The organism is Micromonospora sp. NPDC006766 (assembly GCF_040636055.1).
Classification (GTDB): Bacteria; Actinomycetota; Actinomycetes; order Mycobacteriales; family Micromonosporaceae; genus Micromonospora.
Map to the genome: position 1 here is coordinate 32213 of NZ_JBEYIX010000024.1, position 13447 is coordinate 45659.

Genomic DNA, 13447 nt, shown 5'->3' on the forward strand with positions numbered 1-13447 from the left:
ACCACAGATCGCGGTGCGGATCGTCCGGCTCGCGGGTGGCCACCACCGCCCGGGCACGGCCGGGACGGCAGAGAAGCCCTCGAAGCAGTGCCCGCCACTCCGTACGGTGATTCGCTGGCCGGCGGCCACCGCCTCCTCGACCGCTTCGACTACCTGGTCGGTGGAGGTCGGAATCCGCACTGGCTCCGGGGCGGGTCGGAACCGGTGGTCGCGGAGGCCGCCCGCCCGGCGGCCGAAGTCACGGTCATGATCGCACCGTCCATCGTTCTGTCAGTTCACGGCGAACCGGCGCGGTCCCGCCGGGCCGGGCGACTCACCGAGGCAGTCGGCGTTGTAATCGTCAAGCTGTCGCTGCGCCTGCGAGGAGGCCTCGGCGAAGCGCCGGTCCGGGTCAGCGCCGCGGGCCAGCACGTCGTCCATCGCCTGGGTGACCACGTCATGCAGCCCGGCGAGGTCACCCAGCAGGGCACCCCTGGCCGCGTACGAGCCGTTGGAGGCGTCGAGCTGGTCGAGCGCCGCCCGGTGCTGGGGGCTGGCCTCGAACCAGCCCTCGCTGTCGAGGAGATCGACGCTCGACCGGGTGACCGGCATGAACCCGGTTGTCTTGTGCCGGCTGGCGGCATGCTCGGCCGAGAGCAGGTACTGCATGAACGCCAGCGCCCCGTCCCGGGTCGCCTCATCGAGGCCACCGCAGAGCCACAGCGCGTCGCCGCCGACGACGTTCCCGGCGTAGGGGACCTCACCGTTGTGGGGCATCCGGCTGGCCGTGACTTCGAACCCGCTCTGCCGGCCGGCGTCGACCATCCGGTCGGCCTCCACCGACGTACTCAGAACGAAGGCGACCCGCTGCTCGGCGAAGGCCTGATAGTTCCGTTCCCAGGCGTCGCCGGTGCGGTCACCGATCGCGCACACCCCGGAATAGTGGTAGTACCCGCTGCGATGCAGCTGCTGCCACCAATGGACGAACGCGAGCATCGCCTCAGAGTCCAGCTGGACCTGCTGGGCGCGGCCGGTCCGGCCGTTGTCCGGTTCGGCCAGCACGGCCCCCTGCTGCGCCACCGCCTGTTGGAAGATCCAGCCGGCGTTCGGCCAGGTGACCCCGGGGCCGGCGGCGCCGGCCCGACCGGCCAGCTTCCGGCACGCCGCGGTCAGCTCCGACCACGTCCGCGGGATCTCCCGTACGCCGGACTTCGAGAGCAGGGAGTTGTTGGTGTAAAGGAGGGTGGTCGAGGTCAGAAGTGGCATGGCGAGCAGCTCGTCATCGAGCGTGTAGTACGCGTGGATGGCGGGCACCAGGTCGTCGATCACGACCGGGTGGCCGAGGATCTTGGTGCGCCCACCGATCGCCCGCTGCACCGGCGTGAACAGCGGTTCGCCAGTATGGGTACGCATGTCGCGAGCGAGCTGTGTGGAGGTGAAGAGGTACGGCACAATGGCGGGCCGGTGACCGCGCTGGGCCGCCCGGTGCACCTCCTCGGGCAGCGACTGGTATGAGGAACACTCGACTATCTCGATCCGGTAGTCGGGGTGCTCCTGTTCGAAGGCCCTGGCGAGCTCACGTACCTCAGTCAAGAACAGCGGCACTGCCGGATAGCTCGGCATCCATACCTCTACCACCCGGTGCGCCTGATCTGCCGCTGTCCCCATCCGACACTCTCCTCTGCGCTGTCGCCCTGCGAGCACGCCGCCGGGACGGCGTTACGGGTCCCAGGATCGCCCGAGCCGCCGCGATGCGGCATCTTCCCGGATGCGCATCGGTCCCGGATGCGCGTCGGCGTGGCGGTGGGCACAGCCGAAGAAGCACCGTCCGGTCAAAAAGGCTCACTATGTAGCCCGTCACCGGCGCGGTGAAGGCGCGCGTCGACCCGGAAAACCTGTTCCGGCGCGACCACAACATCCCACCCGCACCCGTCTGACGGCGAAGCGGTGGCTGGTCCGTGCCACCCGGTATGCTGCGGTAAAGATCGGCACCATCGTGTCGGTCCAGGCGGCCGTGACCATGCCGGGGAGGGTCCGTGCACACGCACGAGGGGGCGGACTCGCGGATTGTGGAGGTGCTGCGAGAGGCAGCGCCACAGGTGCTCGCGACCATCGTGAGCCGTTACCGGCAGTTCGAGGCCTGTGAGGACGCCGTGCAGGAGGCACTGCTCGCGGCCACCATACAGTGGCCCGACCAGGGGATTCCGGACAACCCGCGGGCCTGGCTCACCACGGTGGCGACGCGCCGGCTCGCCGACCAGTGGCACAGCGACCAGGCGCGACGGCGGCGCGAGGCCACCGCGGTGGCGCTTGGCGCGCCTACTGAGCTGGAGGTTCCCGCCCCGGACGAGGGTCCTCCGGATCGGGACGACACGCTGATGCTGCTGTTCCTGTGCTGCCACCCTGACCTGTCCCCGCCCTCGCAGATGGCACTCACTCTGCGCGCCTTCGGCGGTCTGACCACCGCCGAGATCGCCCGTGCGTTGCTTACGCCGGAGTCGACCGTCGCCCAGCGGATCAGCCGGGCCAAGCAGCGGATCAGGTCCGCCGGCATCCAGTACCCGCTGTCGGGCGAGATGTACACCAGCCGGCTCCGGGTGGTGCTGCACATGCTCTATCTGATCTTCAACGAGGGGTACGCCAGCACCTCAGGGCCGGACCTGTTGCGCAGCGAGCTGACCCGGGAGGCGATCCGGCTGACCCGGATCGTGCACGGGCTGCTACCACACGACGGTGAGGTCGCCGGGCTACTGGCGCTGATGCTGCTCACCGACGCCCGCAGCCAGGCACGGACCGCCCCGGATGGCACCCTCATCCCGCTCACCGAGCAGGACCGCAGCCGCTGGAGCCAGCACGTCATCCAAGAGGGCATAGAGCTCATCACCCGCGCGCTGGCCTCTGGCGGGTCGGTCGGCCAGTACCAGTTGCAAGCGGCGATCGCCGCCGTCCACGCGGAGGCGGCACGGCCGCAGGACACCGACTGGCGCCAGATCTCGGCGCTGTACGAGCTACTCGAGAAGACCTCACCCAGCCCCATGATCACACTTAGCCGAGCCGTGGCGGTGGCGATGGTCCGCGGTCCCGAGGAAGGGCTGGCGCTGCTGGCGCCGCTCGACAGGGACAAGCGGATGCGTGATCACCACCGCTTCCATGCGGTGCGCGGGCACCTGCTGGAGATGGCCGGAGACATCAACGCAGCCCGGGACTGCTACCAGGTGGCTGCGCGGCGTACCAACAGCGTGCCCGAGCAGCGTTACCTGGCCCGCCGCACTGCCGGGCTCGGCGGGTCGACGTCTCGGTAGCGGCATCGACCCGCCCGGCTTCCGATTACCTCGAAGGCGACGTGCCTGGTTGATGGCCCGCACCCGGGGAGTCGTCCGATCCGGTGGCGCCCTGGCCGGCCCCTGCCGCTACCGGGTCGGCGCCTGCCTGCGCACCCGATCCGGCCTCGTCCGCGGGTTCCGCGGCGTCCGCTCCATCGGCACCGTCACCGCGGAACGTGACGATGAGGGCCACGATCAGGGCCACCAGCAACACCGCAGCGATCGCGGCCACGACGTTCAGCCCATTGGTGAACGCGTCGCGCGCTAGTGCGATCAGCCCCGGCTCGCCGCCGACCGTGGCACCGCCGATCGTCTCGCGGGCGCTGTCGGCCAGCTCCCGCGGGTAGGCGCCGAGGTCAGCGTCGGCCATCTGACCGCGGTAGACGGCGGCCCCGGCGCTGCCCAGCAGTGCCAGACCCAGCGATGTCCCGAAGAGGTTGCTGGTCTCGGATATCGACGCCGCGGAGCCGGCACGCTCCGGCGGAGCGGAGCCGACCACGATCCCGGTACCGAGCGCGAACAGCGGCCCGATGCCGAAAGCCACCACGGCGATCGACGCCACCACCCCGATCAGCCAGCCGCTGGTCCCCGCTTGGGTGAGCACCAGCAACGCAATCGCGGAGCCGGCCACGCCCAGAATGATCACGGACCGAGGTCGCAGGCCGCGCACCAGCACCGGCGCGAGCAGGGTGCCCGCCGCAATGCCCAGGCCGGTGAACGACATCCAGAGCCCCGACTCGCCGGGCGAACGGCCGGCGACGCTCTGGATGTACTGGGCGGTGAACATGCTGGTTCCCCCAAACGCGCCGGAGCCGATGAGCATCGCGGGCAGTACCACCCGGATCTTCGGCTGGCGGAGGAGACGCAGTTCCAGTAGGGGGTTGGGCAGGCGGAGTTGCCGGCGGACGAAGAGGAATGCGATGGCCAGGCCGACCACGATGGCGCCCAACGCCACCGGTAGGTCGCCGTCGCTGACGGCGAGGTTCTTGATGCCGTAGATGATCGGCAGGATGGCTGCCAGCGACAGCGCCACGCTCGTCAGGTCGATCCGACCGACCGTCTCAGGGTTGCGGTACTCCGGCAGCAGCAGCGGCCCGGCGACCAGCAGCACCGCCATCACCGGCACCGCCAGTAGGAACACCGAACCCCACCACCAGTGGTCCAGCATGACGCCACCGATCACCGGTCCCAATGCACCGCCACCGAACATGCAGGTCGCCCACAGGGAGATCGCGACGCCACGCTGCCGAGCGTCCCGGAACATGTTGCTGATCAGCGCCAGGGTCGACGGCGACAGGGTGGCCGCCGCGACACCCAGCAGGGCACGGGCGACGATCAGCATCTCCGGGCTGGTCGAGTACGCCGAGACGACCGATGCGAGGGTGAACCCGCCCGCGCCGAGCAGCAGCAGCCGGCGGCGGCCGATCCGGTCTCCCAACGTCCCCATCGTGATCACGAAGCCGCCGAGCAGGAACAGGTAGATGTCGGTGATCCAGAGCTGCTGACTGCTGGTGGCCCCAAGGTCAGCGCTCAGATGCGGCAACGCCAGAAAGAGAACGCCGATGTCGAAGGCCACCAGGAGGGTGGCGACGGCCAGAACGGCCAGGCCGATCCACTCTCGGCGTCCGGCGCGTTGGTTCGGCGCGGCTAAAGTCGCGTCTTGCATTCGAGTCTTCCTCTCGCATTGGCCTCAGTTGGACGAGGCACTGCATCCGTAGATTGGTCGGAGCCGGACTGGCATTTTCGACATGGACCGGGGCGCGACGGTCGCGAAGCGTCCGGCGGTGCGCGTTGCCCGTGCGCTGGGGCGCACTTAGGATTCGCACGTCCCGTCCGGTATGCACACCGGGGAGCCGAGAAGGAGACCAGATTGAAGTACATGCTGCTTATCTACAACGACCCGACCGCTATGGAGCGCCTTTCCCAGGACGAGCAGGACAAGCTCATGGCGGATGTCGGCGGACTCATGGAGGAGCTCAATGCCAACCGCGAGTTGGTCGGTGGCGACGCCTTGGCGGATGCTTCCCAGACCCGGACAGTACGGGTCGTCGGCGGGTCGGTGGCGACGACCGACGGTCCGTTCGTGGAGGTGAAGGAACACCTGGCGGGCTACATCATGGTCGATGTGCCGAGCTTGGAGCGGGCGGTCGAGATCGCCTCGCGTTGGCCGGACGCCCGCTTCGGCGCGATGGAGGTACGCCCGGTAATCGACACGATTGCCACCGACAAGTTGGTGGACGTCGAGGCCGCCGCCGGGATCTGACCGGCGGCGCACCCGTACCGATCGGCGAGCTCGGGCCGGTCCGGGCTGACCCGCCAGTGAACCAATGATGGCTCCCCGCTGTTGACGCCGAGCGCTGACCGGTGACGCGGCGGGCAAGGTCCGAGCCTGGAAGATCACCGCGTCCCGCCACCTCGTCGGCGCAGGGAGCAACGATTGGACGAGCGCGATGACCCCGGCCTTGAACATCCGGTAGCACCGAACGCCGCCAAGATCTGCCCGCTGCGGCGGCGGTGCCCAGCCTGGGCACCGCCGCCGCAGGTGGTCAGCTCGCCGGCGCCTCGTGAGCCGGCTCGTAGTGCAGAATGACCACTCGTGAGTCGACCGTCCGGGCGTCGACCAGCCGAAGGTTGACGCGCTGCTCCGGCTCGCGGAACAGCGGTCTTCCGCCGCCGAGCACGGCCGGATGTACGGCGATGTGGTACTCGTCGATCAGGCCCAGCGCGGTCAGTGCGGCCGGCAGCTCGGAACCGCCGGTGAGCAGCATGTCCTTGCCGGGTTGCCGCTTGAGTGCGGCCACCTCCTCGGACAGGTTGTCGCCGATCACCCGGGTGTTCCAGTCGGCCTTCTCCAGGGTGCGGGAAAAGACGATCTTCGGGGTCTCGCGCCAAATCGGCGCGAACTTCAGGTCGTGCTCATTGTCCGACGTCGACTCCGCGTTTGGCCAGTAGCCAGCCATCATCTCCCACACCCCTCGACCGAACAGGAAGGTATCGGCCCGTTCGTGCAGGCGGTCGCCGTACTCACCGAGCTGCGGGCCGAGCTGCGCCCAGTCGAACTCCGCGTTCGGCCCGTCGATATATCCGTCTACCGACGCATTCACCCACTGGATGATCTTCCGCATCGGGCGTCATCCCTCCTCTGCTGTAGCTGGATCCATCCCGGGAACCCGACCCGCCAGTGCCGGGCACTGCGGATGGTCCCTTAGTTAACTCAGAGCCACCCGGGCTTTTTCGACATCCAGCAGGGTGCAGTCACCTGATCGGGGGCCTCGTCTCCGTGCCCGCCTTTGCGCGGCGGCATCCGGCACGTCATCGGCTGGCACCCTGGTCGCGCTGGTCGCGCTGGTGTTCGGGTTGGTGCAGGGACAGCGGTACGACTGGGACCGGGTGTGGGATCTTGACCGCCAGCCCGGCGATGAGCAGGGTCCGGGCGCCGGGCCGGGTGTCGCCGGCGTGCCGCCCCGAGTACCGGAGGGTCGGCGGCGACGTCGGCGGCCAGTTATTCAAGATTGCTCTCTGCCACCCGGACGCACTGGTCGGTGACCCGCGGAAACCGGGCACCGGAGGGTCGGCACAATCGAAGAAGACGGGCCAGCCCGGCACCGGCATGCTCGACTCGGCCGCGGTCATCCCAGTGGCGCCGGTGGACCGGGCCGAAAACGTGGCCGCGCAAGCATTGCGCGGCCACGTCGGGACGCGCAGGGAGGACGCACGATGACCGGTCGACCCGACCCGATCCGGGACCTAATCGCCGACGGTGACGCGGTCGAGCGGCTGGTCGCCGACCTGACACCGGCACAGTGGGCGACACCGACGTCGGCCCAGGCGTTCCGGGGCCCGGCCGGTCCGGGCCGCCGCCCGGGCCAGTTCGCGCACCTGTCGTGATGTCCCGGGTACGGGTCAACAACTTCTCGGTCTCCCTCGACGGGTACGGCGCCGGGCCCCGGCAGAGCCTCGACAACCCGCTCGGGGTCGGCGGCCACCGGCTGCACGACTGGCTGTTCGCCACCCGGGGCGGCCGGGCCCTGATGGGCCACGACGACGGCGAGGACGGCCTGGACAACCGGTTCTTCCAAGCCGGCGAGGATGGCCTGGGCGCCACCATCATGGGCCGCAACATGTTCGGGCCGTCCCGTGGCCCGTGGCCGGCGGACCCGTGGAACGGGTGGTGGGGTCAAGACCCGCCGTTCCACCACCCGGTCTTCGTCCTCACCAGCCACGCCCGGCCGCCGCTACGGCTGGCCGGAGGTACCACCTTTCACTTCGTCCAGGACGGCATCCACGCGGCTCTGGAGCGCGCCCGGGAAGCCGCCGGCGAGCGGGACATCCGGATCGGCGGCGGCGTGCACACCATCCAGCAGTACCTGCGCGCGGGGCTGATCGACGAGATGCACCTGGCGCTGGTGCCGGTGCTGCTGGGTGACGGGGAGCGGCTGTTCGCCGGCGCCTCACCCGGTGGCGGTCCGCCCGGCTACGACTGTGTGGAGCTCGTCTCCTCCCCTGCGGTGGTACACGTGCGGCTGTGCCGGGCGCCGGTACCCGCCGCCCGGCCGCGCTGAACCGTTCACGGCGGCGCATTTCCGCGATGGCAAGGGGAGTACCTGGCGGTCCGGGAGCCCTTGGCAGAATCAGGTGACCGGCATGCCGGATTCGCGGCGGCTGATCCGACTCTTCCATGAGCCGTACCGTCGGTGCCGAACCGCGAGTGGCCGGACCCCGAGTGGGGCGCCATGAAGGTGCGGCCGATCATGGACGAGGGCGGCCTGGAGATTGACGCGGGCACACCGGGCGCCCTGCGGGTGGGGTCCGCCCGGCGCGCCGGCCGCGTCCGATGCGGTCAGTGGTGGTACTCGCCGCCGTTGACGTCGAGGCACTGCCCGGTGATGGCACGGGCCAGGTCGGAGGCCAGGAACAGCACCGCGTTGGCCACCTCCGCACCCTCCGGCAGCCGGCGCAGGTCCAGGTTCGCCGCGGTCTCCTCGTAGACTTGCGCGGCGGTCACGCCACGCTCGTTCGCCAGGTAGTCGTAGTACTCCTGCAGCGGAGCGGCCCAAATGCTGCCCGGTACCACGACGTTGACCCGGACACCCCGGGGGCCCAGCTCGGTGGCGAGCGTCTGGGCCAGGGCGATCAGCGCACTCTTGGTCATCTTGTACGCCCCGAAGCCCGGCCGGGACAGCCGGGCCGCCACCGAGCTGACCATGACAATCGAGCCACCGGTCGCGGCCAGGTGGTCGGCCATGAGTTGGGTCAGCCGCAGCGCGCCGAACACATCGGTGTCCATCTCCGTGTGCACGTCGGCCGGGTCGACCTCGGCCAGCGGAACGATCGGGGGTACCGCGAACGCGTTGTTCACCAGTACGTCCACCCGACCGAATATGTCCATTGTCGACTGCACGAGGTGGCCCGCCGCGGCCGGGTCGGTGATGTCCGTCGGTACCACGACCGCCTTGCGGCCGGCCTGCTCCACCTCCGCAGCGACCTCTTCCAGGACGGCGTTGCTCCGGGCGGCGAGCACCACGTCGGCACCGGCACGGGCCGCACCCACCGCGACCGCGCGACCGAGACCGGGCCCCACCCCGGAAACCACCACAACCTTGTCCTGTAGCATCGGCAACTCCTCGGCTCGTCTGCTCCCGGCTCGCGCTTTCGTTCGGCGCCTCGGCGTTCCGACCCATCGTGGCACCGCCGGCGAGCCCGGCACGTCTTTCACGTTGCGCGACAGCGGTGGCGGCGTCCGGCCCGCGCAGCCGGCACGCTGGAAGATGCGGCCGGTTCCGGCGGATGTGAATCTCTGGTGGACTGCCTTGAGAGGACGCCATGATCGAGGAACAGACGCATGGGCCGCCGATGGACGCCGCCATCACCGTCACACCCGCCGACGCCCGGTACCCGGGCCTGGTGGAGGGATACAACCACCGGTTCACCGGCCGCCCCGAGTATGTCCGGCTCGCGGGTACCACCACACACGTCGTGGCGGCGCTCAACGAGGCCGTGTCCACCGGCCGGCGGATCGCGGTGCGCAGCGGCGGCCACTGCTTCGAGGACTTCTCCGCCTCGCCCGATATCGCGGTGCTGCTGGACTTGTCGCCGATGACCGGCGTGCGGTACGACCCCCGGATGCGCGCGATCGAAGTGGAGGCCGGTGCCACGCTCGGCCGCGTCTACCCGGCGCTGTACGACGCCTGGGGCGTGACGATCCCGGGCGGTACCTGCTTCGAGGTGGGCATGGGCGGTCACGTGACCGGTGGCGGGTACGGCCACCTGTCCCGCCGGTACGGGCTGGTCGTCGACCACCTGTACGCGGTGGAGGTGGTGGTGGTCAACCCGGCCGGCCGGGCCGAGGTGCTGGTGGCCACGCGCGAGCCGGACGATCCCCATCGGGACCTGTGGTGGGCGATGACCGGCGGCGGTGGCGGCAACTTCGGCGTGGTGACACGGTTCTGGCTGCGCAGCCCGGACACGGACAGCGTCGACCCGTCCCGGCTGCTGCCCCGGGCGCCGGAGCGCATCCGGCGCCGCGACGTGGTGTGGTCGTGGGACGGGATGAGCGAGGCCGCCCTCGCCCGGCTGGTCGCGAACTACTGCGGTTGGCTGGAGCACAACAGCGCGATGGGGACGCCGGCCACGAACCTGTGGAGCAACCTCATCGTGACGCACCGCTCGGCCGGTGTCGTCTCCATGACGGCCGTGGTGGACGACGCGGTACCGGACGCGGAGAAGCTGCTGGAGGGCCAGCTCCAGGCGATCGTCGACGGCACCGGCCTGGCGGCGTCGACCGACGCGCAGGACGTGGTGCCGTGGATGGCCTCCTGGATGCCGTCCTACAGCTGGCCCAGCGATCCGCAGGGGCGGCACAAGCACAAGGCGGGGTACCTGCGGCGGTGCCCCACCGACAGCCAGCTCGCCACGATCGCCCGGTACCTCGGCGACGAGAGCTACACCAACCCGATGGCGTGCGTGGTGCTGACCGCGTTCGGCGGCCAGGTCAACGCGGTGGGCCCGGACGCCACCGCCAGCGCGCAGCGCGACAGCGTCATAAAGGCGTCCTACAGCGCGGGTGGTTGGCAGTCGCCGGGCGACGACGAGCGACACATCGACTGGGTCCGCCGGTTCTACCGGGACGTGTACGCCGACACCGGCGGGGTACCGGTGCCCGGTGCGGTCAGCGACGGGTCGTACATCAGCTACCCCGACGTGGACCTGGCCGACCCGGCGTGGAACACCTCCGGCGTCGCCTGGCACACGCTGTACTACAAAGGCAACTACCCGCGCCTGCAACGGGTGAAGCAGCGGTACGACCCGCGCGACGTGTTCCGGCACCGGCTGTCGGTCCGGCCGCCAGCCTGACTGTGGCCCCTGCCCGATCGATTCGAGTCACGGTCGGAGCCACCACCGCCCCAAACGGCTGCGCGGCGCGTCCGAGGCCGCACGGCGGTCTCTCGTGTCCACACCACGTCGGCCCTGTGGCCGGCGAGGACCACCCGTACGACCGCCGGCGCGCAGCCACGGGGATCACAGCGCTAGGAAGGGAGGCGAGGTGTCCGACGTCGACATCCGCCAGATCGGCGGGCGCATCGGCGCCGAGGTGACCGGGGTCGACCTGAGCAGGGAACTTCCGGATCAGCTCGTCACGCAGCTGCGTCAGGCACTGCTCGACCACAAGGTGCTCTTCTTTCGGAACCAGGACATCACCGACGAGGAGCAACTGACCTTCGCCGGGCACTTCGGCCCGTTGACGGACGTCCACCCGATGATGCGGACGGTCGAGGACAAGCCGCAGGTCATCACGGTTGACGGTGAGGACCAGCGGGCCAACCACTGGCACACCGACATCAGCTTCACCACCCGGCCGTCGCTGGGCACCACCCTGCGTGCGGTGATCCTGCCGCCATACGGTGGGGACACGATGGTCGCCAACGGCGCGGCCGGTTACCGCGACCTGCCGGCGGAACTGCGCGAGATCGCCGACCGGCTGTGGGCGGTGCACACCAACCGCGCGGAGCAGCCGCGGCTCGGCACCGAGCGCGGCGATGAGGTGCGCCGGAAGTTCATGGCGGAGAAGTTCGAGGCGGCCCACCCCGTGGTCCGGGTCCATCCGGAGTCGGGTGAGCCCGCACTGTTCCTCGGCGGGTTCGCGCAGCGCCTGGTCGGCATGACCCTACGGGAATCCCGGCCGATCATCGACGTGCTCCAGTCGTACGTGCGTCGGCCGGAGAACGTGGCGCGCTGGACCTGGCGGCCGGGGGACGTCTTGATTTTCGACAACCGGAACACGCAGCACTACGCGGTCAACGACTACGACGGCCACAAGCGGCTGCTCAACCGGGTCTCCATCACCGGTGACGTGCCGGTCGGTCTGGACGGCCGGCGCAGCTACGTCGTCGAGGAGGACGAATGAGCATCGGACGCCCCGATCCGGGGACCTTCGTGGCCCGCCTGCGCCGTCGGGAACGGCTCGTGGGGTACTGGATCGCCTGCGACAACCCGGTCGGCACGGAACGGATCGCCGGAGTCGGCTACGACTACGTCGGCGTGGACGGGCAGCACGGCGTCCTGCACCCCGCAGGGTGGCAGTCGGCGATGCTCGCGGTGGACGCGATGGGCCGCTCGGCGGGGGTCATCCGGGTGCCGGCGGTGGACCCGATCGCGATCGGCGCCGCGCTGGACGCCGGCGCCCGGGCGGTCATCGTGCCGATGGTGAACGACGCGCGGGAGGCGTCGGTCGCGGTGCGGGCCTGCCGGCACTGGCCGACCGGCACCCGCAGTCTGGGCGGCCCGGTCCGGGCGGAACTGCGGATGGGATCGGTGCCCGGTGACCTCGACCAGGCGGTGGCGTGCATCGTCATGATCGAGACGGCCGGTGCGCTGGAGGACCTGGCGGCCATCTGCGCCGTCCCGGGACTGGACGCGGTGTACGTCGGCCCGGCCGACCTCTCCGTCGCCCTCGGCGCCCGCTACTTCGGCGACCCGGCGGCGGACGAGAGCCTCAGCCGGGCGCTGAAGGAGATCACCGAAACGGCCGCCCGGGCCGGCGTGGCGTGCGGCATCCACTGCCCCGACGGCGCCACTGCGGCGGCCCGGCTGGACGAGGGCTTCACCTTTGCCACCGTGTCCAGCGACATCACCCACCTGCGGGAGGCCGCCGCCCACCACCTCGCCACCGCCCTCGGGGTACCGCGGTGAGCCGCCCCGACCGTCTGCCGGTCCGGTCGCTGGAGGAGCTGGTCGGGAACACACCGATGCTGGACGTACGCCTACCCGGCGTACCGAACGGGGTCCGGTTGCTGGCGAAGCTGGAGATGTTCAACCCCCTGTTCAACGTCAAGGACCGCCCGGTGCTCTATATGGTCCGGGAGGCCGAGCGGACCGGCCTGCTGCCCCCGACCGGCGGCACGGTGATCGAGTGTTCCTCGGGCAGCACGGGCATCTCCCTGGCGGCGGTCTGCGCGGCACGGGGCCACCGCTGCGTCATCGTGATGCCCGACAACGCCACCGAGGAACGCCGGCAGATCCTGCGCGAACTCGGTGCGGAGATCATCCTGACGCCGCACCAGGAAGGGCTCCTGCCCGCCTGGAAGTTCGCCGAGGAGTTGCAACGCGACACCCCGGGCTCCTGGCTGCCGCACCAGGACCAGAACCCGGCCAACGTCCGCGCCCACTACGAGACCACCGGACCGGAGATCCGCCGCGACTGCGGCCAGGTGGACGTCTTCGTGTGCGGGGTGGGAACCGGCGGCACGCTGACCGGGGTGGCCCGCTATCTGAAGGAACACGGGGACGTCCACGTGGTCGCGGTCGAGCCGGCCGGCTCGGCGGTGCTCTCCGGCGGCGACGCGGGGCCGCACGGCATCCCCGGCATCGGGGCCGGCTACGTCTCCCCTCTCACCGACCTCGGCCTGATCAACGAGGTGGTGGCGGTGCCGGACGAGGCAGCCGCGGCAACGCGGCGGGAGATCGCCACGTCCACCGGTCTGCTCGCCGGCGTCTCCGCAGGTGCTGCGGCGTACGCCAGCCGGCTCCTCGCCCAACGTCCGCGCTGGGCGGGATCGACGATCGTCACCATCTTCCCCGATACCGGGGAACGCTATCTGTCCATGGCATCGGGCTAGCGCCCGGTTCGGGGACAACCACGACGCGGG

The 13447-nt window shown here is 70.4% G+C and carries 13 protein-coding genes and 1 pseudogene; 9 read left to right on the forward strand and 5 right to left on the reverse strand.

From position 1 onward, the window contains the following. Positions 1–270: 270 nt before the first annotated feature. Positions 271–1647, reverse strand: a complete 1377-nt coding sequence (locus tag ABZ671_RS20015; RefSeq protein WP_357859922.1) for an extracellular solute-binding protein — start codon at positions 1645–1647, stop codon at positions 271–273. Positions 1648–1844: 197 nt separating this feature from the next. Between ABZ671_RS20015 and ABZ671_RS20020 the strand changes: the two are divergent. Together ABZ671_RS20020 and ABZ671_RS20025 are read left to right on the forward strand one after the other, a co-directional pair. Then, a pseudogene (locus ABZ671_RS20020) lies at positions 1845–1916 on the forward strand (BBE domain-containing protein); the annotation flags it as partial. Between the two features lie 132 nt (positions 1917–2048). Continuing rightward, positions 2049–3281 carry a DUF6596 domain-containing protein gene (locus tag ABZ671_RS20025; RefSeq protein WP_357860053.1) on the forward strand — a complete coding sequence of 411 codons (1233 nt, stop codon included), beginning with the start codon at positions 2049–2051 and terminating at the stop codon, positions 3279–3281. Between the two features lie 25 nt (positions 3282–3306). Here ABZ671_RS20025 and ABZ671_RS20030 read toward each other — a convergent pair whose 3' ends face one another. After that, positions 3307–4968, reverse strand: coding sequence for an MFS transporter (locus ABZ671_RS20030; RefSeq protein WP_357859925.1), 1662 nt, complete (start codon positions 4966–4968; stop codon positions 3307–3309). Between the two features lie 213 nt (positions 4969–5181). On the opposite strand from ABZ671_RS20030, the gene ABZ671_RS20035 reads away from it, so the two are divergent. Continuing rightward, positions 5182–5565 (forward strand): YciI family protein, encoded by a 384-nt coding sequence (locus tag ABZ671_RS20035; RefSeq protein WP_357860056.1) that lies wholly within the window; start codon positions 5182–5184, stop codon positions 5563–5565. Between the two features lie 283 nt (positions 5566–5848). On the opposite strand, the gene ABZ671_RS20040 is transcribed toward ABZ671_RS20035, so the two are convergent. Both ABZ671_RS20040 and ABZ671_RS20045 read right to left on the reverse strand, forming a co-directional pair. Then, on the reverse strand, positions 5849–6427 hold the full coding sequence (locus ABZ671_RS20040) for a dihydrofolate reductase family protein (RefSeq protein WP_357859928.1): 579 nt from the start codon (positions 6425–6427) through the stop codon (positions 5849–5851). 187 nt (positions 6428–6614) lie between these two features. Next, the gene (locus tag ABZ671_RS20045) at positions 6615–6812 is read right to left on the reverse strand and encodes a hypothetical protein (RefSeq protein WP_357859931.1); all 198 of its coding nucleotides are present in this window, start codon (positions 6810–6812) and stop codon (positions 6615–6617) included. A gap of 207 nt (positions 6813–7019) precedes the next feature. On the opposite strand from ABZ671_RS20045, the gene ABZ671_RS20050 reads away from it, so the two are divergent. Together ABZ671_RS20050 and ABZ671_RS20055 are read left to right on the forward strand one after the other, a co-directional pair. Beyond that, a complete protein-coding gene (locus ABZ671_RS20050) occupies positions 7020–7190 on the forward strand; it encodes a hypothetical protein (RefSeq protein WP_357859934.1) in 171 nt (56 codons plus the stop codon). Beyond that, positions 7190–7864 carry a dihydrofolate reductase family protein gene (locus ABZ671_RS20055; protein ID WP_357859937.1) on the forward strand — a complete coding sequence of 225 codons (675 nt, stop codon included), beginning with the start codon at positions 7190–7192 and terminating at the stop codon, positions 7862–7864. Before ABZ671_RS20050 ends, ABZ671_RS20055 begins: the two co-directional genes overlap by 1 nt. A 278-nt stretch (positions 7865–8142) precedes the next feature. Here ABZ671_RS20055 and ABZ671_RS20060 read toward each other — a convergent pair whose 3' ends face one another. Next, a complete protein-coding gene (locus ABZ671_RS20060) occupies positions 8143–8916 on the reverse strand; it encodes an SDR family oxidoreductase (protein ID WP_357859940.1) in 774 nt (257 codons plus the stop codon). A gap of 209 nt (positions 8917–9125) precedes the next feature. Here ABZ671_RS20060 and ABZ671_RS20065 point away from each other — a divergent pair, with 209 nt between their 5' ends. From ABZ671_RS20065 to ABZ671_RS20080, 4 genes are all read left to right on the forward strand, one after another. After that, entirely contained in the window at positions 9126–10655 is a 1530-nt protein-coding gene (locus tag ABZ671_RS20065) for an FAD-binding oxidoreductase (protein WP_357859943.1), read from the forward strand. A gap of 190 nt (positions 10656–10845) precedes the next feature. After that, positions 10846–11706, forward strand: coding sequence for a TauD/TfdA family dioxygenase (locus ABZ671_RS20070; RefSeq protein ID WP_357859946.1), 861 nt, complete (start codon positions 10846–10848; stop codon positions 11704–11706). After that, positions 11703–12491 (forward strand): aldolase/citrate lyase family protein, encoded by a 789-nt coding sequence (locus ABZ671_RS20075; RefSeq protein ID WP_357859949.1) that lies wholly within the window; start codon positions 11703–11705, stop codon positions 12489–12491. The genes ABZ671_RS20070 and ABZ671_RS20075 overlap by 4 nt, the downstream gene beginning before the upstream one ends. Further along, the gene (locus ABZ671_RS20080; RefSeq protein WP_357859952.1) at positions 12488–13417 is read left to right on the forward strand and encodes a cysteine synthase family protein; all 930 of its coding nucleotides are present in this window, start codon (positions 12488–12490) and stop codon (positions 13415–13417) included. The genes ABZ671_RS20075 and ABZ671_RS20080 overlap by 4 nt, the downstream gene beginning before the upstream one ends. The last annotated feature ends 30 nt before the right edge of the window (positions 13418–13447 follow it).